This window comes from Allosphingosinicella indica, from assembly GCF_900177405.1.
GTDB lineage: Bacteria > Pseudomonadota > Alphaproteobacteria > Sphingomonadales > Sphingomonadaceae > Allosphingosinicella > Allosphingosinicella indica.
The window spans coordinates 2,657,187-2,678,624 of record NZ_LT840185.1 but is presented as its reverse complement, the minus strand read 5'-3'; the positions used below and the strand labels follow the sequence as shown (position 1 = coordinate 2,678,624).

Genomic DNA, 21,438 nt, shown 5'->3' with positions numbered 1-21,438 from the left:
GGGAAATCACATGATCCGCACGGCCACGCTCAAGATCGCCGCGTCGACCCTGATCCTGGGGATGACGATGGTGGGCTGCACGACGCAGCACAGCCCGCGCATCGCTTCCGCCTCGGCCAAGGCGCCCGCCGGGGAACGCCAGGCGAACAAGCTGCATGCCGAAGCCTATGCGCTCGCCGGCAAGCAGGATTATGCGACCGCGCTGGAGCGTGCCGAACAGGCCGTCGAGCTTGCGCCGCGCGACGCCGGTTACCGGCTGATGCTGGCCGATCTCTATCTCAAGAACGGCCGCTATGCTTCGGCCGAAACCGCGTTCTCGGACGTACTGACGCTGGCGCCCGACAACAACCGCGCTGCTCTGAGCCTGGCGCTGATCCAGATCGCGCTCGGCAAAACGTACCAGGCGTCCGCGCGCCTCGATTCGATCGCGGACCGCGCTGCGGCCAGCGATGTCGGCCTCGCTTATGCGCTCGCCGGCCGCACCGACCGTGCGATCGCGCTGCTCGAACGGGCTGCTCGTGAGCACAATGCCAACGGCCGCACGCGCCAGAATCTTGCGCTCGCTTATGCGTTGAGCGGCGATTGGCAAAAGGCGCGGGTCACCGCGGCGCAGGATGTCTCGCCGATCCAGCTAGAGCGTCGCATGGAGCAATGGTCGGCGATGGCCAAGCCGGCCGAGGGCTATACGCAGGTCGCTACGCTGCTCGGCGTCCAGCCGGTGGTGGACGATGCCGGCCAGCCGGCGCGTCTCGCGCTCGCCCCCGCGCCAATCGAGAATCACGCGTTTGCCGCTGCCGAGCCGCAGCCGGCCTTCGTGCCCGCTGCTCAAACGGTTGTGCCGGTCGCCGATGTGCCCGCCGCGCCGGTGACGCTGGCATCTTCCGATATTGTCGCGCCGGTCGTCCAGCCGGCGGCCGTCTTCGAAGGCACGGCTGCCAACGATTACAAGCCGGTGCCGCGCTTTGCTCGCGCCGAAGCTCCGGCCGTCAAACGCGCCACGATCCGCAAGGCCAGCGCGGTTCAGGCGCCGCGTGGCGATAGCCCGTTCGTCGTCCAGATCGGCGCATACAGCACGCCGGGCTCGGTCGAGCGCGCATGGGATGCGGCGCAGGCGCGCTATCGTCTCGCCGAAAGCGTGACGCCGCTGACCACCACCGTCACCATTCCGGGCCGCGGCGTCTTCCATCGTCTCGCCGTCTCGGGCTTCGAAAGCCGTTCCGATGCGAACGACCTCTGCGCTTCGATCAAGGCGAAGGGCGGGGCCTGCTTCGTGCGGACCAGCGCCGGCGACGCGCCGGTGCGCTGGGCCTCGCGCAACACGGCGCGCGGCTGATCCGGTCTAGGGCGGCCGGCGCTCAGGCGTCGGCCGTGCCGGTTTCGCCTTCATAATAATCGGTGTCGCCGCCAGCGCGGTACATCTTGCGCAAGCCGTGTTCGCCCGGCTTGCCGGTGACGGCGAGCAGCTTCCCCGAATCGGGATATTCGCACACCTCGACCTCGACCATCGTCGACACCGCGAGATAGCGCATGTCGGTGCTGCCGGTGTTGATGATCTGGTGCGCCACCTCCGGTCCGCCGGTCGGGCAGGCGATCACGTCATGCTTGCGGATCGGATAGCGCTCGCTGCCGAAGCGCAATTCGCCCTCGCCCTCGAGGATGAAGAACATCTCCTCCTCGCCATGATGGTTGTGGAACGGGCATTGCACCTTGCCGGGCGGCAGCACGGTCAGATTGTAGCCGAGATCGCGCGCGCCGATGTGTGGTGCGAGGCTGGCGCGCTTCGAGGTGAACCGGCCGTTCTCTTCCACATCGTCGAACTCGGCATCGTCGATGTTGAGCACCGGCTTCATGCGGTTACTCCTCGTCGCTCGCGGGTCAGCAGGTCGAGGCAGGCCATGCGGACGGCGACGCCGAGCTCGACCTGCTCCACGATCAGCGACTTCTGTGGATCATCGGCGAGCGCGCCGTCGATCTCGACGCCGCGGTTCATCGGACCCGGATGCATCACCATCGCCGACGGATTCGCCGCCTCGAGCCGTTCGCGGGTGAGGCCGTAGAGCGCGTGATAGTCGCCGAGCGAATCGGATAGCGCCGCGGCCATCCGCTCGCGCTGGACGCGCAGCATCATCACGATGTCCGCGCCGGCGATGCCCTGATCGAAATCGGTGAAGCCTTCGACGCCTTCGGGTAGCCGGTCGGGCAGCAGCGACGGCGGGCCGACCACGCGCACCTCGGCGCCGAGCAGCGGCAGCGACTTGAGGTTGGAACCCGCGACCCGGCTGTGGCGGATGTCGCCGCAGATCGCCACCTTCACGCCTTCGATCTTCCCCAGGCGGCGGCGGATGGCGAGCGCATCGAGCAGCGCTTGCGTCGGGTGTTCGCCGGTGCCGTCGCCCGCATTGATGACCGGGCAGTCCATCACCGCCGCGACATCCGCCGCCGCGCCATTGGCCTCGTGGCGGATGACCATCACGTCGGGGCGCATCGCGTTCAGCGTCAGCGCGGTGTCGGCAAGGCTCTCGCCCTTCTTCACGCTCGATGCGGCGACGTGGAAGTTGGCGACTTGTGCGCCCAGCCTCTTACCCGCGATCTCAAACGAGAAGAGCGTCCGCGTGCTGTTCTCGAAGAAGGCGTTGATCTGGGTGAGGCCGGCCAGCCGGTCGTCCTGCTTGCGAAGCCCGCGGTTGAACGAGACCCACTGCTCCGCCTCGTCGAGAATCAGCGTTAGATCGGCTGCGGAAAGCCCCTCGATGCCGAGGAGATGGCGGTGGCGATAGGCTGGCATCAGGTGCGGCTATACGGCGCGGCCCGGAGCCCGACAACTGCGCGGATCAGGCCATCGTCAACGCGTCGATCGCGCCTTGGAGGATGTAGGCGGCGGCCATCTTGTCGACCAGTTCGGCGCGGCGGGCGCGGCTGGCATCCGCCGCGATGAGGGTGCGGGTCACCGCTTGCGTCGACCAGCGCTCGTCCCACAGCAATAGCGGCAGGCCGAGCGGCGCGAGATTGCGCGCGAAGGCGCGGACCGATTGCGTGCGCGGGCTGTCGCTGCCGTCGAGATTGAGCGGCAGGCCGACGACGAGGCCTGCGATGCTCTGCTCGATCATGATCTCGGCAAGCCGCGCCAAGTCCTTGGAAAACTTGCCGCGCCGGATCAGCTCGGCGGGCGTCGCGATCGTCCAGGCGGCATCGCAATAGGCGAGGCCGATGGTGTGCGTGCCGACATCCAGCCCCATCAGTCGGCCGCCGCCGGGCAGCGCGGCGCGGAAGGGCGCGCGGTCGGCGGTGATCATCGCGCCACGAAGGCGGCGAGCCGCGCGGCGGCGTCGGCGCGGATGTTCGCCCAGAACAGGGCGTAGTCGAAGACGTGGTAGTTGTTGCCGGGCAGCACATAGGGGCCGAGCTCGGGCGGATTCTCGCCGATCAGCAGGAAGCCGCGCACGTCGCAGCGCGCGGGGACCGCGCCGGGCCTCAGCTCCGCGCCGGTGAGATCGGCATTGGGGATGAGCGTGCCGAGATCGGCACTCGCCTCTGCCGAATCGCCCGCATTGCCGGTCAGCGGATTGACGCACAGCATCGGCGTCCCGGCCCGCGAGCGGCCGTCGGGCGCGACCGAAGCGTCATAGACGTCGGTCACCATCTTCGGATCGGCAGGTTCGCCGAAGCTCTGCCACGAGACGACGCAGCCCGGTTGCCCCGCGCTTTCGCACGCCGGCAGCCCCAGCGCCTGGATGTCGGTGGTGAGCGAGACCGGCCAGCCGATCACATAAGCAGCGGCAATGCGGTCTGCGAGCGGCGTGCCGGCGATCCGCTCGGCGAGCAGGCGGGTGAGGTGGAGCGAGCCCTGGCTGTGCGCGGCGAGGATGATCGGCCGATCGGCGGGCGCTTCCTTCACGAACTGGTCGAACGCCGCCACGACGTCGCGATAGGCGAAGTCGAGCGCGCGCTCGGCATCTTCCTTGGTGGTGAGGAACGCGCCGAAGGTCGCCTGGCGGTATTTGGGCGCCCAGATCGCGCCGACATCGTTGAACGCGCTCGCCTGGCTGCGGACGAAGAGCGCAGCGCGATCCTGCGAGTCCTTGTCGTCGAGCGGCGCGTTCCAGCGCGATCCGTCGAGAAAGCTCGTCGGGTGGATGAAGAACACCGATGCCTGCGGTGCATCGGTTGCGGTGAAGCCTTCCGGCACCCAGAGCGCGGCATTGCCGGGAATGTCGGGCCGCGCGATCCACATGGCGCGATCGGCATAAGCGGACGGGGCGGGCGGCGCCGCCGTCTCCTCGAACTTCGCGGTCGGGACGAAATAGGCCTCCATCAGCTCGGCCTGGAACAGCCGGTAGGCGAGCGCGCCTGCCAGCACGAGCACTACCAGACCCGCCACAACCCACAGAAACCGCCGCGCCAGCATCAATAACTCCACTTCGTCCGCGCGCCCGTAGAACAGAAGGAGCGTGCCCAGCGCAAGGCGCGGCTTGAAAGCGGGGGCGGGGCGATGCTAGCGCCGCCTTCTCCCGCGCATCATTCTGGCGCGGGCGCAGCAAAGGCATTGCATGTCCGTCGATCAGGCCACCGTCCGCCATATCGCGAACCTTGCGCGCATCGCCGTCAGCGACGGCGAGGTCGAGGCGCTGGTTCCAGAGCTCAACAACATCCTCGGCTGGATCGAGCAATTGCAGGAGGTTGACGTCAGCGGTGTCGCGCCGATGACCGCAGTGATCCCCAATCACCTGCGTCTGCGTGAAGACGTGGTGACCGACGGCAATGCGCGCGATGCAGTGCTGGCGAATGCGCCGGCGGCAGAGCACGGCTTTTTCGCCGTGCCGAAGGTGATCGAATAATGAGCAATCTGACCGATCTCGGCGTCGCGGCAATCCGCGACGGGGTGAAGGACGGCGCCTTTTCGGCGCGCGAGGTGGCGGAGGCGTATAACGCCGCGGTCGCCGGCGCAAAGGCGCTCAATGCCTTCGTCATCGAAACCCCCGACCATGCGCTTGCCGCCGCCGATCAGGCGGACCGCGACCGCGCGGGCGGCACGCTCAAGCCGCTTTCAGGCGTGCCGATCGGCATGAAGGACCTGTTCGCCACCAAGGGCGTCCAGACCACCGCGGGCAGTCACATGCTCGAAGGGTTCACGCCGGTGTACGAATCAACCGTGTCGCAGCGGTTGTGGGACGCGGGCGCGGGCATGCTCGGCAAGCTCAACATGGACCAGTTCGCGATGGGCTCGTCCAACGAGACAAGCTATTTCGGCAACGTCATCTCGCCCTGGCGGCGCGGCGACGGCGGCAATGCGCCGCTCGCGCCCGGCGGATCGTCGGGCGGTTCGTCTGCGGCGGTTGCGGCGCGGCTCTGCCCGGGCGCAACCGGCACCGACACCGGCGGCTCGATCCGCCAGCCCGCCGCATTCACCGGCATTTCGGGCATCAAGCCGACCTACGGCCGCTGCTCGCGCTGGGGCATCGTCGCTTTCTCCTCCAGCCTCGACCAGGCCGGGCCGATGGCGCGCGACGTTCGCGATTGCGCCATCCTGCTGGAGGCGATGAGCGGGTTCGACCCCAAGGATTCGACGTCGCTGCAGATGGACGTTCCCGCCTGGGATGCGAACCTTAGTGCCGATCTCAGGGGCAAGAAGGTCGGCATTCCCAAAGAATATCGGATCGACGGCATTCCCGCCGAGATCGACCGGGCGTGGGAGCAGGGCATCGCCTGGGCGAAGGACGCCGGCGCAGAGATCGTCGAGATATCGCTGCCGCACACCAAATATGCGCTACCGACCTATTACATCATCGCCCCCGCCGAGGCGTCGTCCAACCTCGCGCGCTATGACGGCGTCCGTTACGGCCAACGCGTCGCGGGCGAGGGGAGCGGCACCGGCGCGGGGCTTGCCGAAATGTACAAGGCGACGCGCGCCGCGGGCTTCGGCGCCGAGGTGAAGCGCCGGATCATGATCGGCACCTATGTGCTCTCGGCGGGCTTCTACGACGCCTATTTCAACCAGGCGCAGAAGGTGCGCGCGCTCATCGCCCGCGATTTCCAGAAGGCGTTCGAGACGGTGGACGTGATCCTGACGCCGACCGCGCCGTCGGCTTCCTTCGCGCTCGGCGAGAAGAGCGCCGATCCGATCGCCATGTATCTGAACGACGTGTTCGCGGTGCCCGCGAGCCTCGCGGGTCTCCCTGCGATGTCGGTGCCCGCGGCGCTCGACGATCAGGGCCTGCCGCTCGGCCTCCAGATCATCGGCCGTGCCTTCGACGAGCAGGGCGTCCTCAACGCCGGCCTCGCCATCGAGCACCGCGCCGGCTTCACCGCACGCCCGGAGGCATGGTGGTAAGATGAGCAGTTATCGCATCCAGGGTGCCACGGGCGAGTGGGAGGTCGTGATCGGCCTCGAGGTCCACGCGCAGGTGACGTCCAACTCCAAGCTCTTCTCCGGCGCGGCGACCGAATTTGGCGCGGAGCCGAACAGCCAGGTGAGCCTGATCGACGCAGCGATGCCGGGGATGCTGCCGGTGCCGAACCGCGAGTGCATCCGGCAGGCGGTGCGCACCGGCATGGCGCTGGAGGCGGAGATCCACGCCTGGTCGCGGTTCGACCGCAAGAATTATTTCTACGCCGATCTGCCGCAGGGCTATCAGATCAGCCAGCTCTACCACCCGATCGTCGGCGAGGGCACGATCGAGATCGAGGCGGGCGAGACGACCAAGACGATCGGCATCGAGCGCATCCATCTCGAGCAGGATGCGGGCAAGATGATGCACGACCAGCATCCGAGCTTCTCCTACGTCGATCTCAACCGGTCGGGGGTCGCGCTGATGGAGATCGTGTCGAAGCCCGACATGCGATCGCCGGAAGAGGCTGGGGCTTACGTCCGTAAGCTGAGATCGATTCTCCGCTACGTCGGATCGTGCGATGGCAATATGGAGCAGGGCTCGATGCGCGCCGACGTCAACGTCAGCGTGCGCAAGCCTGGCGCCGAGTTCGGCACGCGCACCGAGACCAAGAACGTCAATTCGGTGCGCTTCATCCAGGCCGCGATCGAATATGAGGCGAACCGCCAGGTCGACGTGCTCGAGAGCGGCGGCAGCATCGTCCAGGAAACCCGGCTGTTCGATCCCGACAAGGGCGAGACGCGGAGCCTGCGCTCCAAGGAAGAAGCGCATGATTACCGCTACTTCCCCGATCCCGATCTGCTTCCGGTCGAGCTCGACGAGGCGTTTTTGCGCGATTGCCGCGAGAGCCTGCCCGAACTGCCCGACGCCAAGCGCAGCCGCTACGAGAGCGAGCTGGGCCTCAGCCATTATAACGCCAGCGTGCTCACCGCCGATGCCGAGACGGCGCGCTGGTTCGAGACCTTGCTCGCCGCGACGGGAAAACCCGCCGCGGATGTGGGCCGCGCGGCATCCAACTGGGTGATCTCGGACCTGTTCGGCGCGCTCAACCGCCTCGGCAAGGACATCGGATCGAGCCCGGTGACGCCGGAGCAGGGCGCACGGCTGATCGGGCTCGTCGCCGATGGCACGATCTCGGGTACGCTCTCGAAGCAGGTATTCGAGGTCATGCTCGAGACGGGGCAGGATCCCGACGCGATCGTCGAGGAACGCGGCCTCAAGCAGACCAGCGACACCGGCGCGATCGAGGCGGCGATCGATAGCGTCATCACGGCGAACCAAGACAAGGTCGCCGACTATCGCGGCGGTAAGGACAAATTGTTCGGCTTCTTCGTCGGCCAGACGATGAAGGCGATGGGCGGCAAGGCCAATCCGGGCGTCGTGAACGAACTCCTCAAGAAGAAACTGGGCTGACGCGCGTGATGCGGGGAGCAGCGCGGGCGATGCTGCTTGGCCTCGCGCTCGCGCTGCTTCCCGCCCAGGCCGCGCCGCCGCCCTATGCGCCGCCCGCGGCGGACACGCGCGTCATCTACAGCGGCGCGACGCTGATCGACGGCACCGGCGCGCCGCCGCGCCGCGACATGGCGGTGGTGGTGGAGGGCGAGACGATCCGCGCGGTCGTCCCTGTTCGCGATCTCGATGCAAATCTCCGCAATGGTGCGGAAGTCGTTGATCTCAAAGGCCGGTATCTTCTCCCTGGCTTGATCGACAGCCACGTCCACCTCGCGACGCCGCCCGACCGGCCGTTCGCCGAGGCGATGATGCGGCGCGATCTCTACGGCGGGATCACGGCGGTACGCGATATGGCGGACGATCTGCGCCAGATCGCCGATCTCGCCCGCGCATCGCGCGTCGGCGAGATGCCGGGGCCGGACATCTTCTTCGCTGCGGTGATGGCTGGGCCGAGCTTCTTCGACGATCCGCGCACCCGCGCGGTGACGGCGGGTGCCGAGCCCGGCCATGTGCCGTGGATGCAGGCGATCGACGACGCGACCGATCTGCCGCTCGCGGTGGCGATGGCGCGCGGCACCGGCGCCACCGCGATCAAGATCTACGCGAACCTGCCGCCGCATCTGGTGAAGACGATCACCGCCGAGGCGCATCGCCAGAAGTTCAAGGTCTGGGCGCATGGCATGGTCTTCCCGACGCCGCCCGCCGACGTGGTCGGGGCCGGGCCGGACGTCATCAGCCATGTCTGCTACCTCGCCTATCAGGCGATGGACCGCCGCCCGGAGAGCTATCAGGCGCGCTTTCCCGTCGACGCCTCGCTGTTCGCGCGCGACAATCCGGCGATGACCGCGCTGTTCCGGGACATCGCGAAGCGCGGGATGATCCTCGACGCGACGATCCGCGTCTATGCAGCGGCCGAGGAGCGGGCGCGGAGCGATCCGAATGCAAAGCCGGTGCACTGCACGTCCGATCTCGCCGCGCGGCTGACGGCACAGGCAGTGCGCGAGGGCGTGATCGTCTCCGCCGGAACCGACGGGTTCAGCGCCAAGGGCGATCCCTGGCCAGCGCTCTACGGCGAGCTGGACTTGCTGGCGAAGAAAGCGGGCCTGTCCAATGCGGCGGTGATCCGGGCGGCGACGTTGACCGGCGCGCAGACCATCGGCGAGGAAGCGCGGATGGGGAGCATCGCGCCGGGCAAGCTTGCCAACATGATCGTCACCGCCAAGGATCCGCTCGCCGACATCGCCAATCTCAAATCGCTCGAGATGACGGTGAAGCGCGGGCGGCGGTTTCAGCGGATGGATTACCGGACGGAGCAATAGGAGGGCGCATTGGGGCAGGGGATCGACAGGCGGCTGTTCATGGCGGGCGCGGCGGCGGGGCTGATGACGGCGCCGTCCGCCTTGGCGGCAGCAGCGCAGCCGGGACGGCGCGACATGCTGATCGTCAACGCGCTCGGCGGCCTCTACAATCCCAACCCTTCGCCCGGCCCGGAGCGGGGCGACAAGGCCGTCCCCGGCGCCGACCAGATCCGGCTTTCCGACCGGGTGATCGCGGATGCGCGCGCATCGGGGATGAACGCGGTCAACACCACGCTCGGCTATGTCGCTGGCGAGGACGAGCCCTTCGAATATAGCGTCAAGGAAATCGGCCAGTGGGACGCTGCGATCCGCTCGCGCCCGAAGGATCTGATGAAGGTCCTGACCGCCGCCGACATCGAGCGCGCGCGGGCAAGCGACCGCATCGGCCTCATTTACGGCTTCCAGAATGCCGCGATGATGGGCGACGACGCGGCGCGCGCCGACATCTTCGCCAATCTCGGCGTCCGCATTATCCAGCTCACCTACAATCTCGCCAACCAGCTCGGCGACGGATCGATGGCGCCGGCAAACCGCGGGCTGACCAAGTTCGGCCACGAGGTGGTCGAGCGGCTGAACCTCAACCGGGTGATGGTCGATCTCTCGCACAGCGGGCAGCGCATTTGCCTCGACGCCGCGCGCGCATCGAAACAGCCGATCTCGATCAACCACACCGGCTGCCGGGCGCTGATCGATCTGCCGCGCAACAAGACCGACGAGGAATTGCGGCTGGTCGCCTCGAAAGGCGGCTTTGTCGGCATCTATTTCATGCCCTTCCTCGATGCGAACAGCGTCGCCAAGGCGAGCGACGTCGTCGCGCATATCGACCATGCGGTGAACGTCTGCGGCGAAGATCATGTCGGCATCGGCACCGACGGCGGCACCACCGCGATCGACGACATGGCCGCCTATCGCAAGAAACTGCTCGAGCAGAATGCGGCGCGGCAGAAAGCGGGGATCGCGGCGACCGGCGAGAAGCCGGACACCATGCCCTTCGTCGAGGATCTCGCCGGGCCGACCCAATTCTACAAGCTCGCCGATCTGCTCGCCGCCAAGGGTTATAAGGAAGCGCGGATCGAGAAGATCCTCGGCACCAACTTCCTGCGTTATGCGCGCGACGTCTGGGGCGCCTGATGCCGCCGGAGACTATCGAGTTCGTCAACACCGTCTTCGTGCCGGTGGGCCTGATGCTGATCATGTTCAGCATGGGACTGACCCTGGCGCTCAAGGATTTCGGCCTCGTCCTCGGCAACGGCCGCGCCGTGGGGGCGGGGCTGTTCGGGCAATTGCTGGTGATGCCGCTGCTCGCGCTCGCCATCGGCATCGTCTTCCGGCTCCCGCCCGAGCTGGCATTGGGTGTCTTCATCCTCGGCATCACCCCGGCGGGGACGACCTCGAACGCGCTGACCTTCGTCGGCAAGGGCAATGTCGCGCTTGCGGTGGTGCTGACCGCGCTTTCCAGCCTGATCACCGTTTTCTCGATCCCGATCCTGTTGAGCTGGGCGCTGCCGCATTTCTTGGGTGACGGCGGCGGCACGGTGCCCGAGCTGTCGATCCCGACGACCATCCTCCAGCTGCTACGCATCACTATCCTGCCGATGGCGGTTGGTATGCTGGTCCACCGCCTCGCGCCCGGTTTCGCGAGCCGCATGGCGCACTGGTTGCGGCCCACCTCCTTCATCGTGCTCATCGGCGTGATCGTCTTCGCGGTGGTGGTGAGCCTCGATATGGTGCTCGCCAATCTGATCCAGGCCGGCCCGCCGCTCTGGGTGCTCAACGTGCTGGCGATGGGGACCGGGCTGCTGCTCGCCAGACTGATCGGCGTCGGCGGCCGCGATTCGATGACGCTCGCGATCGAGGTCGGCGTCCACAACGTCACGCTCGCGACCTTCCTGACGCTGACCGTGCTCAACAGCCTGCCGCTCGCGGTGACGCAGAATATCTACGGCGTGGTGATGCTGGTGAATGCGATGATCCTCATCCGCTGGTTCCGCGCGCGGACCGCGGCATGATCGTCATCGGCCGGGACGCGGTCGCCCGGCATCTGCCTTGCGACACCTGCATCGCGTTGATGCGCGAGGCGATGACGGCATTGTCGCGCGGCGAGACGCGGCAGCTTCCCCGCGGCATCGTCGATCTCGCCGGCGGGCGGATGTTCGGGACGATGCCCGGTGCGCTGGCAGCGGATGGCGTGTTCGGCGCCAAGCTGATCAGCGTCTTCCCCGACAACTTCGCGGCCGGGCGCCCCTCGCATCAGGGCGTGGTAGCGCTGTTCGATCCCAATAGCGGCGCGCCGCTTGCCGTGCTCGACGCCAACGAACTCACCGCGATCCGCACCGCCGCCGCTTCGGCCGCGGCGAGCGACGTGCTGGCGCGGGCGGATGCGCGGACGCTCGCGATCCTCGGCTATGGCGAGCAGGCGTGGCGGCATGTCGAGGCGATCCGCACCGTCCGCCCGATCGCGTCGGTGACGGTCTGGGGCCGCGACACAGCCAAGGCACGGGCGTTTGCCGCGCGGGTCGAGGCCGAACTCGGCCTTGCGGCGGAATATGCGCCGAGCGTGGCAGAAGCGGTCGCCGTTGCGGACATCGTCTGCGCGGTGACAGCGGCGTCCGAACCGATCCTGCACGGCGCCGAGGTCCGGCCCGGCACGCACGTCAATCTCGTCGGATCGGGCCGCGACGGGCCGACCGAGGCGGACGTTGTTCTGGTCGCCAAGGCACGCTTCTTCGCCGATCATCGCGATTCGGTGGAGCGGCAGGGCGCCGAGCTGCGCCGCGCGATCGCGGCGGGCGCCGTCGGCGGCGATCACCTGCTCGGCGAGATCGGCGATGTGATGGATGGGCGCCTTGCCGGCCGCGTGGGGGAGGAGGATGTGACGATCTACAAATCGCTAGGCCATGTCGTGCAGGATTTGGCGAGCGCCTGGCACGTCTATCGTGCCGCGTTGGCAGCGGGGACTGAGCCTGTCGACTTTTGATCAGGTTTCGAGCTTAAGCAAATAGTCCACGATCGCCTGCGCGGCATCTTCGGGGCTGGTCCGCGTCGTGTCGATGCGCAGCTCGGGCGTCTTGGGCGGCTCGTAGGGCGAATCCACACCCGTGAAGTTGGCGAGCTGGCCGGTGCGGGCCTTGGCGTAGAGGCCCTTCACATCGCGCCGCTCGGCCTCGTCCAGCGGCGTATCGACGAAGATTTCGACGAACTCGCCCGGCGCCATCCGCTCACGCACGGCGCGGCGCTCGGCGGCGAACGGACTGATCACCGCGACCAGCACGATCAGGCCCGCATCGGCCATCAGCCGCGCAACCTCGCCGACGCGGCGGATATTCTCCGAGCGGTCGGCATCGGTGAAGCCAAGATCGCGATTGAGCCCGAGGCGGAGGTTGTCGCCGTCAAGCAGGAAGGAATGGCGGTCGAGCGCGTGAAGCCGTTTTTCGACGAGATTGGCGATGGTCGACTTGCCCGCGCCCGAAAGCCCGGTGAACCACAACACGCGCGGCCGCTGGTGCTTGATCGCGGCGCGCGCGGCGCGGGTCACGTCGAGGGTCTGCCAATGCACGTTGGTCGCCCGGCGCAGCGCGAAATGGATGAGGCCCGCGGCGACGGTCGCATGGCTGATCCGGTCGATCAGGATGAACCCGCCGAGCGCGCGGCTCTGCTCGTAAGGCTCAAACGGCAGCGGCGCGTCGGTCCACAGATGCACGACGCCGATCGCGTTGAGGCCGAGCGTTTTCGCCGCGAGGTGGCCCATCGTATCGACGTCGATCTCATATTTCGGCGCCTGGACGGTGGCGGCGACGGTGCGCGTGCCGAGCTTCAGCCAATATTGGCGGCCGGGCAGCATCTCCTCCTCGCCCATCCAGATCAGCGTCGCCTCGAACTGGTCGGAAACTTGGGGCGGATCGTCGGGCGCGCAGAGGAGCTCGCCCCGGCCGCATTCCACCTCGTCGGCAAAGGTCAGCGTCACCGCCGCGCCGGGGCCCGCCTCGGCGCAATCCTCGCCCGCATCCAGCAGCCGGGCGATCGTCGTGCGGCGGCCGGAGGGGATGAGCAGCACGGGATCGCCGGGTGCGATGCGTCCCGCCGCGATCGTCCCCGCATAGCCGCGAAAGCTCGCATCGGGCCGGATGGCGAGTTGCACCGGCATCCGGAACGCGCCGTCCGCGCCGGCGCCCGGCGCGTCGACTTGCTCCAGATGCTCCAGCACCGTCGGCCCATCATACCAGGGCATCGCTGCGGAGCGCGTGGCGATATTGTCGCCCGCGGTCGCCGAAACGGGGATCGCGGTGAAAGCCTGGATACCGATCCCCGCGGCATAGGCAGCGAAGTCCGCGACGATCGCGTCGAACGTCGCCTGGTCGTAACCCGCGCGGTCCATCTTGTTGACGGCCAGCACGATCGCGCGGACGCCCATCAGCGCCGCGATCGTGGCGTGGCGGCGAGTCTGGGTGAGCAGGCCCTTGGTGGCATCGACCAGCAGCAGGGCGAGATCGGCAATCGAGGCCGCGGTCGCCATGTTGCGGGTATATTGTTCGTGGCCCGGCGCGTCGGCGACGATGAAGCTGCGCCGCGCAGTGCCGAAATAGCGCCATGCCACGTCGATGGTGATGCCCTGCTCGCGTTCTGCCGAAAGCCCGTCGAGCAGCAGCGCATAATCCACCGCGCCGCCCAGCGTGCCGAAGCGCCGCGAATCCGCCTCCAGCTCGGCGAGCTGATCGCTGGGGATCGCGCCGGTCTCGGCGAGCAGGCGGCCGAGCAGGCTCGACTTGCCGTCGTCCACCGAGCCGCAGGCGAGGATGCGCAGGAGGGAGCGTTCGGTCATCGCTGCGCTTCTTAGCAGCGTCGCCGCGCTTTGCATCCGCTTGTCGCCGCGCATCGTGCGTGCGAAAGCCGCGGCCGATGACCGATGCCCGCGCGCCCTTCGCCGATCGCTTCCGCGCCGACGCGAGCATTTTCGTCCAGGCCTATGACAGCGCAACGGATCAGGCTTTGATCGCGATGATGAGCGAGGCGGATTATAGAGCGGCGAGCTTTCTCGATGAGCGGATCATGACGCAGGGCCGCGCCGCCGAATGGGCGGGCTGGGACGATCTCGCCGCGGTATCGAACGGGCTGCGGCAGGATGCGCAGTTCATCTTCCACATCGGCCATGTCGGATCGACGCTGATCGCGCGGCTGCTCGGCGAGCTGCCCGGCGTACTGGCGTTGCGCGAGCCGCTAATCCTGCGCGCGCTAGCCGAGCTGGCGCGGCTGAAGGGGAGGGCGGAATCGCCTTGGTCGCCGGAGCGGTTCGATCGCCGCGTCGGCGATGCGCTGGGCTGGCTGTCGCGGACCTTCCGGCAGGAGCAGCGCGCCCTCGTCAAGGCGACGAGCTTCGCCAGCGACGTCGCGCCCGCCGTGCTGCGGCCGGGCACCAAGGCGCTGTTCCTCTATGTCAATCCCGCGACCTATATGCGCACGATCCTGGCGGGCGAGAATTCGGTGCGCGAACTGGCGAGCCTGAGCGCCTCCAGGCTCACCCGGCTGCACGAGCGGATCGGCGCCGAGCCGTGGCGGCTGTGGGCGCTTTCCACCGGCGAGCGTGCCGCGCTGGCCTGGGCGTGCGAGATGGCGGCGCTGGAGGCTGCGGCGAACGACGATGTGCTATGGATGGACTTCGACGCATTCCTCGCCACGCCGGCGGATGTGTTGATGCGGATCGCCGGTCATTTTGGCGAACCGCTCGATGCGGCCGAGGCAACCCGGTTGACGTCGGGCCCCATCATGCAGCGCTATTCCAAGGCGCCCGAGCACGGCTACAGCGCGGAATTGCGGCGCGAAGTGCTCGCCCAGGCGGAGCGCGATTGGGCGGAGGAGCTGGATCGCGGCGCGCGATGGATCGACGCTGCCGGCGCCGATCACGATCTCATCGGCCGCGCGCTCGCCCGCGCGGCAGCCAAGCGAGGATGACATGTTCAGGCTGATCGAGAATGTGCTGGGCCCGGCCGAAATTACCGAGCTGAAGCGGATCGCGGCGGCGTCCGATTTCGTCGACGGGCGGGTCAGCAACCCCAATTCGCGCGTCAAGAACAACCTCCAGCTCCACGATCAACAAGCGGGGGACCGCGCCGCGCAGATCATGGCGCACGGCCTGTTCCAGACGCCCGAGTTCGTCGATTTTGCCTTCCCCCACCAGATCGCGCCGCCGCTGATGACGCGGTACGAGGTCGGCATGGGCTACGGCCTGCATCCGGATTCGGCGCTCATTCCGCTCCACACCGGCCCGCTCCGCTCGGACCTCTCCTGCACGCTCTTCATCAACGATCCCGCGGATTATGATGGCGGGGCGTTGCACCTCCTGCTCGGCACCGCGGAACTGCGGTTCAAAGGCCCGCCCGGCTCGGCAATCGTCTATCCCTCGACGACGCTCCATCAGGTCGAACCGGTGACCAAGGGCCAGCGCCTCGTCGGCATCACCTTCATCCAGAGCCGCGTCGCCGACACCGCGCGCCGCGAGCTCCTCTACGATCTCAACGAGGTCGCCGCGCTCGAGGGCCTCACCATGGCGCCCGAGAATTTCACGCGGCTCCAGACGGTGCAGGCCAACCTCTACCGGATGTGGATGAACACGCCCTGATCGCTTCGACGTTGCCGACGAGTTATAGACAGACTTGTTGCGCTGTCAGCGGCAAAGTCTATCTAGCGTGATGCGGATGATCGCTTCGCCATTCGCAGTTCGCCGCAGTCGCGGCGGAGGTTTAGACGACGCTTCAACGATCAAGGTCAAGCAAGCTTTTCCGCGAGACTGCGAAATCTGGAATTCGATCATTTGATCTCCTATCCACACCGCATGGCAGTGACGCGTCTTCTCAAACCGGCAAGGCCGCATCGCTGATTCCAAAACGATCCACTTCGGACATAACCAGCCCGATTTCGGACAAGATTGGATTTGCGCGCGAACAATATGGGAACAAAGTGGCTCGCGAGGAGCCATTACATGTCTGTACGATTGCGGGTTGTCGGGCCAATGGCGTGTTTTGCCCGACCGGAAATTCGGGAAGCTCGTGTCAGCTATGATGTCATGACGCCCTACGCCGCACGAGCAATCCTGGAAGCAATACACTGGAAGCCGGCGATCCGATGGATCGTGGACAGCATCACCATCTTCAACCCAGTCCGATTCGACGATGAGTCAAAATCGGTCGATAACGGCTCGAGATTAGCGGCCAGAGAACGATTGCTTTGGCCGACGTCGATTATTGCGTGAAGCACACTTCGCGATGACGTCGTATGCCTCGCCGGGCGAAACTGAAGCGAAACACGCAGCGATGTTTCGTCGTCGGCTCTCGCAAGGCCGATTTCACAGACCTCCTTGTTTGGGGCGGCGGAATTTCCAGCAATAGTATGGCTCAAAGAGGAGAAACTGGGAGAAATCGCAAATGCTTTTTGGAGATTTGGCAAGGATGATGTCGGCTGGATTTTGTACGATCTCGATTTCGAAAAAGGACGGCTGCCGATTTTCTTCCGCCCAGTCATTTCAGACGGTGTGATGGCAGTACCCCGAGCCAAAGATGCGGCGCTTGTGCGGTGACACAAGTTGCATCGCGACAGATTGCTTCGCAAAAATGGTGGACGCACTAGGGCTCGAACCTAGGACCCGCTGATTAAGAGTCAGCTGCTCTACCAACTGAGCTATGCGTCCACGCCGGCGACCGCCGCGATGCCAGCGGCCTTCTGGCGGCTGGGCGGGTGCCCGCTAGCATGGGATATTTGGGGATGCAACGGCCTGCGGGCGGAAAAGCGTAGCGCCGCGGTTTCCCGCAGCGCCGCTCTCGCTCGGTCTAACCCGGCACTGTGGGCCATCTTCCTTCGCGCGGATCTCATTCCACCAGTTCCACCGCGACTGCGGTCGCTTCTCCGCCGCCGATGCAGAGCGAGGCGAGGCCGCGCCTGCCACCGTGGGTCTGGAGCGCGCTCAGGAGCGTCGCCATAACGCGCGCGCCGCTGGCGCCGATCGGGTGACCAAGCGCGGTGGCGCCGCCGTGGACGTTGATCTTGTCGTGGGGGATGCCGAGATCGCGCATCGCGATCATCGCGACGCAGGCGAAGGCCTCGTTGACCTCGAACAGATCGACGTCGCCGATCGCCCAGCCGGCGCGGTCGAGCGCTTTCTGCATCGCGCCGACGGGGGCGGTGGTGAACAGCGCCGGCTGGTGCGCATGCGCGGCATGGCCCGTAATCCGCGCGACCGGCTTGAGGCCGAGCCGGTCGGCGACGCTCTGACGGGTGAGCAGCATCGCCGCGGCGCCGTCCGAGATCGACGAGGCGTTGGCGGCAGTGATCGTCCCGTCCTTGGCGAAGGCGGGCTTCAGCGTCGGAATCTTGGACGCATCGCCCTTGGCGGGCTGTTCGTCCCGGTCGATGGTGACCACGCCCTTGCGGCCGGCGATCTCGACGGCGGTGATCTCGCGATCGAACCAGCCTTGCTGCTGCGCTTTCTGCGCGCGCTCCAGCGAGGCGATGGCGTAATCGTCCTGCGCTTCGCGGGTGAACTGGTAGCTCTGCGCGGCTTCCTCGGCGAAGCTTCCCATCAGCCGGCCCTGCTCATAGGCGTCCTCGAGTCCGTCGAAGAACATATGGTCGATCAGCCGGTCGTGGCCGATGCGCGCCCCGCCGCGGTGCTTGTGGCTGAGATAGGGAGCGTTGGTCATGCTCTCCATGCCGCCCGCGATGATGATATCGGCCGATCCGGCGGCGAGCGTATCCGCCGCCATGATCGCCGCCTGCATGCCGCTGCCGCACATCTTGTTGACCGTAGTCGCCTCGATATGGTCGCCGAGGCCGGCCTTGATCGCGGCCTGCCGGGCAGGGGCCTGGCCGAGCCCGGCGGGCAGCACGCAGCCCATGTAGATCTTGTCGATCGCCTGCGCCTCGACGCCGGCGCGCTCGACCGCGGCCTTGACGGAGGCGGCACCGAGCTCGGTCGCGGACGCACCGGAGAGGCTGCCCTGGAACGAGCCCATCGGCGTGCGCGCGTAAGAGAGAATGACGATCGGATCGGCGGACATATTCGAAACTCCTTGCCGCTCATGTCGAGCAGGGTTCGAGCGAAGCCGAGAAGCCGCGTCGAGACACGTCCCTCGACGCCGCGTCTCGACATGGCTCGACGCTGGCTCGGGATGAGCGGTGCTTCAAGCACATAGGCTGCCGCGCCGCCTTGTTCAAACCTTGGCGGCTCTGCTACGCGCCGGACGAGTCAGGAGAGAATATAATGTCCGACATGGGGCTGGATTTCGCGCTGGGGGAAATGGCGGACACGATCCGCGACACCACCCGCCGCTTCGCCGAGGACCGGATCGCGCCGCTCGCCGCGAAGATCGACGCCGAGGACTGGTTTCCGACCGAGCTGTGGCCAGAGATGGGCGCACTCGGCCTCCATGGCATCACCGTCGCCGAAGAGGATGGCGGGCTGGGGCTCGGCTATCTGGAGCATGTCGTCGCGCAGGAGGAGGTCGCGCGCGCGTCCGCCTCGATCGGACTCAGCTACGGCGCGCATTCCAACCTTTGCGTCAACCAGATCCGCCGCTGGGCAAACGCCGAGCAGAAGGCGCGCTATCTGCCCAAGCTCATTTCCGGCGAGCATGTCGGCAGCCTCGCCATGTCCGAGGCTGGGGCCGGTTCGGACGTCGTCTCGATGAAACTCAAGGCTGAGAAGAAGGGCGATCGCTACGTCCTCAACGGCACCAAATTCTGGATCACCAACGCCGCTTATGCCGATACCCTCGTAGTCTATGCGAAGACGGGCGAGGGGAGCCGCGGCATCACCACCTTCCTTATCGAGAAGGACATGAAGGGTTTCGCGATCGGCCAGAAGCTCGACAAGATGGGGATGCGCGGCAGCCCCACGGCTGAGCTTCTGTTCGACGATTGCGAGGTGCCGGAAGAGAATGTGATGGGTCCGGAGAACGGCGGCGTCGGCGTTCTCATGTCGGGGCTCGATTACGAGCGGACGGTGCTCGCCGGCATCCAGCTCGGCATCATGCAGGCCTGCCTCGATGTCGTGATCCCCTTCGTCCGCGAGCGCAAGCAGTTCGGGAAGGCGATCGGCAGCTTCCAGCTCATCCAGGCGAAGGTCGCCGACATGTATGTCGCGCTCAATTCGGCGCGCGCCTATGTCTATGCGGTGGCGCGGGCGTGCGACGCAGGCAAGACGACGCGCTTCGACGCCGCGGGCGCTATCCTGCTCGCTTCCGAAAATGCGGTGAAGAGCAGCCTCGAGGCGATCCAGGCGCTGGGCGGCGCCGGTTATACCAAGGACTGGCCGGTCGAACGCTATGCGCGCGACGCCAAGCTGCTCGACATCGGCGCCGGCACCAACGAGATCCGCCGCATGCTCATCGGCCGCGAATTGATCGGCGCGTGAGCGGCACACTCGAATGGTTCGCGACCATCGGAGGAATCATCGCGGCCTTCATGATCTCGCTCGACAACGGGCGGCGGATCACCGGCTGGGGTTTCGTCCTGTTCGTGTTCGCCAGCCTGTCGTGGATCGCTTACGGCCTGATGGATGAGGAGACGGGGCTGATGACGCAGAATATCGTGCTGCTGGGCATCAACCTGCTCGGCGTTTACCGCTACCTCATCCGCAAACGCGCCCCGGAGGCGGCATGACGATATTGACGAGCAAGATCGACGAAGCCTCGGACGCCTATCGCGCCAATGCCGCGCACAATCGCGCGCTGGCGGAGGAGCTGCGGGCACGGGTCGTGGTGTCGGCGCGCGGCGGGCCGGACAAGCATCGCGACCGGCACGTCAGCCGTGGCAAGCTGCTGCCGCGCGATCGCGTCACCCGGCTGCTCGATCCCGGATCGCCCTTCCTCGAGATCGGCCAGCTCGCCGCCTGCGACATGTATGGCGGCGAGGCGCCGGGGGCGGGGATGATCGCCGGCATCGGCCGCGTCTCCGGCCGCGACACGATGATCGTCGCCAACGACCCGACGGTGAAGGGCGGCGCCTATTTCCCGATGACGGTGAAGAAGCATCTGCGCGCGCAGGAGATCGCGCTGCAGAACCGCCTGCCGTCGGTCTATCTGGTGGACAGCGGCGGCGCCAACCTGCCGCACCAGGCCGAGGTCTTTCCCGATCGCGAGCATTTCGGCCGCATCTTCTACAATCAGGCGCAGATGTCGGCCGAGGGGTTGGCGCAGATCGCATGTGTGATGGGAAGCTGCACCGCGGGTGGCGCTTATGTGCCGGCGATGTCGGACGAGAGCGTGATCGTGAAGAACCAGGGCACGATCTTCCTCGGCGGCCCGCCGCTGGTGAAGGCGGCGACCGGCGAAGTGATCAGCGCTGAGGATCTTGGCGGCGGCGATCTCCACGCGCGGAAATCCGGCGTCGCCGATCATCTCGCCGAGAATGACGATCATGCGCTCAGCATCGTCCGCGACATCGTCTCGCGGCTGAACACGGTGAAGGCGCCGGACATCGACATCGCCGATCCGGTGCCGCCAAAATTCGATCCCGACGAGCTTTACGGCATCCTGCCGGACGACGTGCGCACGCCCTATGACGTGCACGAGGTGATCGCGCGGATCGTCGATGGCAGCGAGTTTCATCCGTTCAAGCCGCTCTACGGTACCACCCTGGTGTGCGGCTTCGCGCGTATCTGGGGCATGCCGGTCGCGATCCTCGCCAACAACGGGATCCTGTTTTCGGAAAGCGCGCTGAAGGGCGCCCATTTCATCGAGCTCGCCTGCCAGCGGCGCGTGCCCCTGCTGTTCCTCCAAAACATCTCGGGCTTCATGGTCGGCGGCAAATATGAGGCGGAGGGCATCGCCAAGAACGGCGCCAAGCTGGTGACCGCGGTTGCGACCGCGCAGGTGCCCAAGATCACCGTGCTGATCGGCGGCAGCTTCGGCGCGGGCAATTATGGCATGTGCGGCCGCGCTTATTCCCCGCGCTTCCTGTTCACCTGGCCCAACAGCCGGATCAGCGTGATGGGCGGCGAGCAGGCGGCGAGCGTGCTGGCGACCGTCCACAAGGATGCGGATAGTTGGTCGCCCGAGGACGCGGAGACATTCAAGGCTCCGATCCGCCAGCGCTACGAAGACGAAGGCAACCCCTATCACGCCACCGCCCGGCTCTGGGACGACGGCATCATCGATCCCGCGCAAACGCGCGATGTCCTCGGCCTCGCGTTCGCCGCAACGCTGAACGCTCCGATCCCGGAGCGCGCGCGCTTCGGTTTGTTCAGGATGTGATGG

Annotated in this window: 21 protein-coding genes and 1 tRNA gene; 15 read left to right on the top strand and 7 right to left on the bottom strand. The window is 66.8% G+C overall.

The window, feature by feature from the left end:
- Positions 1-10: 10 nt before the first annotated feature.
- Positions 11-1,333, top strand: a complete 1,323-nt coding sequence (locus tag B9N75_RS13250) for an SPOR domain-containing protein (RefSeq protein ID WP_085219219.1) — start codon at positions 11-13, stop codon at positions 1,331-1,333.
- A gap of 22 nt (positions 1,334-1,355) precedes the next feature.
- Here B9N75_RS13250 and B9N75_RS13245 read toward each other — a convergent pair whose 3' ends face one another.
- The 4 genes from B9N75_RS13245 to B9N75_RS13230 are packed head-to-tail and all read right to left on the bottom strand — an operon-like array spanning position 1,356 to position 4,402.
- The gene (locus tag B9N75_RS13245) at positions 1,356-1,850 is read right to left on the bottom strand and encodes a cupin domain-containing protein (protein WP_085219218.1); all 495 of its coding nucleotides are present in this window, start codon (positions 1,848-1,850) and stop codon (positions 1,356-1,358) included.
- Positions 1,847-2,788: an aspartate carbamoyltransferase catalytic subunit gene (locus B9N75_RS13240; RefSeq protein WP_172840908.1), complete on the bottom strand. Its 942-nt coding sequence runs from the start codon at positions 2,786-2,788 to the stop codon at positions 1,847-1,849. The genes B9N75_RS13245 and B9N75_RS13240 overlap by 4 nt, the downstream gene beginning before the upstream one ends.
- A 43-nt stretch (positions 2,789-2,831) precedes the next feature.
- Positions 2,832-3,293 (bottom strand): Holliday junction resolvase RuvX, encoded by a 462-nt coding sequence (gene ruvX / locus B9N75_RS13235; protein ID WP_085219216.1) that lies wholly within the window; start codon positions 3,291-3,293, stop codon positions 2,832-2,834.
- A complete protein-coding gene (locus B9N75_RS13230; RefSeq protein ID WP_085219698.1) occupies positions 3,290-4,402 on the bottom strand; it encodes a DUF3089 domain-containing protein in 1,113 nt (370 codons plus the stop codon). Before B9N75_RS13230 ends, ruvX begins: the two co-directional genes overlap by 4 nt.
- A gap of 145 nt (positions 4,403-4,547) precedes the next feature.
- Here B9N75_RS13230 and gatC point away from each other — a divergent pair, with 145 nt between their 5' ends.
- From gatC to B9N75_RS13195, 7 genes are read left to right on the top strand one after another with little or no spacing between them, the layout of a single operon-like run.
- A complete protein-coding gene (gene gatC, locus B9N75_RS13225; RefSeq protein ID WP_072047039.1) occupies positions 4,548-4,835 on the top strand; it encodes an Asp-tRNA(Asn)/Glu-tRNA(Gln) amidotransferase subunit GatC in 288 nt (95 codons plus the stop codon).
- Positions 4,835-6,328, top strand: coding sequence for an Asp-tRNA(Asn)/Glu-tRNA(Gln) amidotransferase subunit GatA (gene gatA / locus B9N75_RS13220; protein WP_085219215.1), 1,494 nt, complete (start codon positions 4,835-4,837; stop codon positions 6,326-6,328). The genes gatC and gatA overlap by 1 nt, the downstream gene beginning before the upstream one ends.
- 1 nt (position 6,329) lies before the next feature.
- A complete protein-coding gene (gene gatB / locus B9N75_RS13215; protein ID WP_085219214.1) occupies positions 6,330-7,799 on the top strand; it encodes an Asp-tRNA(Asn)/Glu-tRNA(Gln) amidotransferase subunit GatB in 1,470 nt (489 codons plus the stop codon).
- Between the two features lie 8 nt (positions 7,800-7,807).
- Complete coding sequence (locus B9N75_RS13210) at positions 7,808-9,157, top strand: amidohydrolase family protein (protein ID WP_085219213.1); 1,350 nt, start codon at positions 7,808-7,810, stop codon at positions 9,155-9,157.
- A gap of 39 nt (positions 9,158-9,196) precedes the next feature.
- Positions 9,197-10,327 carry a dipeptidase gene (locus B9N75_RS13205; protein ID WP_085219212.1) on the top strand — a complete coding sequence of 377 codons (1,131 nt, stop codon included), beginning with the start codon at positions 9,197-9,199 and terminating at the stop codon, positions 10,325-10,327.
- Positions 10,327-11,205: a bile acid:sodium symporter family protein gene (locus B9N75_RS13200; protein ID WP_085219211.1), complete on the top strand. Its 879-nt coding sequence runs from the start codon at positions 10,327-10,329 to the stop codon at positions 11,203-11,205. The genes B9N75_RS13205 and B9N75_RS13200 overlap by 1 nt, the downstream gene beginning before the upstream one ends.
- Complete coding sequence (locus tag B9N75_RS13195) at positions 11,202-12,173, top strand: ornithine cyclodeaminase family protein (protein WP_085219210.1); 972 nt, start codon at positions 11,202-11,204, stop codon at positions 12,171-12,173. Before B9N75_RS13200 ends, B9N75_RS13195 begins: the two co-directional genes overlap by 4 nt.
- On the opposite strand, the gene cysC is transcribed toward B9N75_RS13195, so the two are convergent.
- Positions 12,174-14,015: an adenylyl-sulfate kinase gene (cysC, locus tag B9N75_RS13190; protein WP_244552360.1), complete on the bottom strand. Its 1,842-nt coding sequence runs from the start codon at positions 14,013-14,015 to the stop codon at positions 12,174-12,176.
- A gap of 77 nt (positions 14,016-14,092) precedes the next feature.
- Here cysC and B9N75_RS13185 point away from each other — a divergent pair, with 77 nt between their 5' ends.
- From B9N75_RS13185 to B9N75_RS14260, 4 genes are all read left to right on the top strand, one after another.
- Positions 14,093-15,142, top strand: coding sequence for a hypothetical protein (locus B9N75_RS13185; protein ID WP_085219208.1), 1,050 nt, complete (start codon positions 14,093-14,095; stop codon positions 15,140-15,142).
- Position 15,143: 1 nt separating this feature from the next.
- Positions 15,144-15,809: a Fe2+-dependent dioxygenase gene (locus B9N75_RS13180; RefSeq protein ID WP_085219207.1), complete on the top strand. Its 666-nt coding sequence runs from the start codon at positions 15,144-15,146 to the stop codon at positions 15,807-15,809.
- A 360-nt stretch (positions 15,810-16,169) separates the two neighbouring features.
- Positions 16,170-16,439 carry a CRISPR-associated protein Cas5 gene (cas5, locus tag B9N75_RS14265; RefSeq protein ID WP_197685118.1) on the top strand — a complete coding sequence of 90 codons (270 nt, stop codon included), beginning with the start codon at positions 16,170-16,172 and terminating at the stop codon, positions 16,437-16,439.
- A gap of 105 nt (positions 16,440-16,544) precedes the next feature.
- Positions 16,545-16,763 (top strand): Cas5 family CRISPR-associated protein, encoded by a 219-nt coding sequence (locus tag B9N75_RS14260; protein ID WP_197685117.1) that lies wholly within the window; start codon positions 16,545-16,547, stop codon positions 16,761-16,763.
- 35 nt (positions 16,764-16,798) lie between these two features.
- Here B9N75_RS14260 and B9N75_RS13170 read toward each other — a convergent pair.
- Together B9N75_RS13170 and B9N75_RS13165 are read right to left on the bottom strand one after the other, a co-directional pair.
- Positions 16,799-16,874, bottom strand: a tRNA-Lys gene (locus B9N75_RS13170).
- Positions 16,875-17,052: 178 nt separating this feature from the next.
- Positions 17,053-18,240, bottom strand: a complete 1,188-nt coding sequence (locus tag B9N75_RS13165; protein WP_085219206.1) for an acetyl-CoA C-acyltransferase — start codon at positions 18,238-18,240, stop codon at positions 17,053-17,055.
- A gap of 203 nt (positions 18,241-18,443) precedes the next feature.
- On the opposite strand from B9N75_RS13165, the gene B9N75_RS13160 reads away from it, so the two are divergent.
- The 3 genes from B9N75_RS13160 to B9N75_RS13150 are packed head-to-tail and all read left to right on the top strand — an operon-like array spanning position 18,444 to position 21,435.
- Complete coding sequence (locus B9N75_RS13160; RefSeq protein WP_085219205.1) at positions 18,444-19,595, top strand: isovaleryl-CoA dehydrogenase; 1,152 nt, start codon at positions 18,444-18,446, stop codon at positions 19,593-19,595.
- Positions 19,592-19,843, top strand: a complete 252-nt coding sequence (locus tag B9N75_RS13155) for a YgjV family protein (RefSeq protein ID WP_172840889.1) — start codon at positions 19,592-19,594, stop codon at positions 19,841-19,843. The genes B9N75_RS13160 and B9N75_RS13155 overlap by 4 nt, the downstream gene beginning before the upstream one ends.
- On the top strand, positions 19,840-21,435 hold the full coding sequence (locus B9N75_RS13150) for a carboxyl transferase domain-containing protein (RefSeq protein WP_085219204.1): 1,596 nt from the start codon (positions 19,840-19,842) through the stop codon (positions 21,433-21,435). Before B9N75_RS13155 ends, B9N75_RS13150 begins: the two co-directional genes overlap by 4 nt.
- The last annotated feature ends 3 nt before the right edge of the window (positions 21,436-21,438 follow it).

Coding starts and splice junctions, on each gene's coding strand:
- B9N75_RS13250 (WP_085219219.1), top strand. CDS start 11: ATGATCCGCACGGCCACGCTCAAGATCGCCGCGTCGACCCTGATCCTG.
- B9N75_RS13245 (WP_085219218.1), bottom strand. CDS start 1,850: ATGAAGCCGGTGCTCAACATCGACGATGCCGAGTTCGACGATGTGGAA.
- ruvX (WP_085219216.1), bottom strand. CDS start 3,293: ATGATCACCGCCGACCGCGCGCCCTTCCGCGCCGCGCTGCCCGGCGGC.
- gatC (WP_072047039.1), top strand. CDS start 4,548: ATGTCCGTCGATCAGGCCACCGTCCGCCATATCGCGAACCTTGCGCGC.
- gatA (WP_085219215.1), top strand. CDS start 4,835: ATGAGCAATCTGACCGATCTCGGCGTCGCGGCAATCCGCGACGGGGTG.
- gatB (WP_085219214.1), top strand. CDS start 6,330: ATGAGCAGTTATCGCATCCAGGGTGCCACGGGCGAGTGGGAGGTCGTG.
- B9N75_RS13210 (WP_085219213.1), top strand. CDS start 7,808: ATGCGGGGAGCAGCGCGGGCGATGCTGCTTGGCCTCGCGCTCGCGCTG.
- B9N75_RS13205 (WP_085219212.1), top strand. CDS start 9,197: ATGGCGGGCGCGGCGGCGGGGCTGATGACGGCGCCGTCCGCCTTGGCG.
- B9N75_RS13200 (WP_085219211.1), top strand. CDS start 10,327: ATGCCGCCGGAGACTATCGAGTTCGTCAACACCGTCTTCGTGCCGGTG.
- B9N75_RS13195 (WP_085219210.1), top strand. CDS start 11,202: ATGATCGTCATCGGCCGGGACGCGGTCGCCCGGCATCTGCCTTGCGAC.
- cysC (WP_244552360.1), bottom strand. CDS start 14,015: ATGACCGAACGCTCCCTCCTGCGCATCCTCGCCTGCGGCTCGGTGGAC.
- B9N75_RS13185 (WP_085219208.1), top strand. CDS start 14,093: ATGACCGATGCCCGCGCGCCCTTCGCCGATCGCTTCCGCGCCGACGCG.
- B9N75_RS13180 (WP_085219207.1), top strand. CDS start 15,144: ATGTTCAGGCTGATCGAGAATGTGCTGGGCCCGGCCGAAATTACCGAG.
- cas5 (WP_197685118.1), top strand. CDS start 16,170: ATGTCTGTACGATTGCGGGTTGTCGGGCCAATGGCGTGTTTTGCCCGA.
- B9N75_RS13165 (WP_085219206.1), bottom strand. CDS start 18,240: ATGTCCGCCGATCCGATCGTCATTCTCTCTTACGCGCGCACGCCGATG.
- B9N75_RS13160 (WP_085219205.1), top strand. CDS start 18,444: ATGTCCGACATGGGGCTGGATTTCGCGCTGGGGGAAATGGCGGACACG.
- B9N75_RS13150 (WP_085219204.1), top strand. CDS start 19,840: ATGACGATATTGACGAGCAAGATCGACGAAGCCTCGGACGCCTATCGC.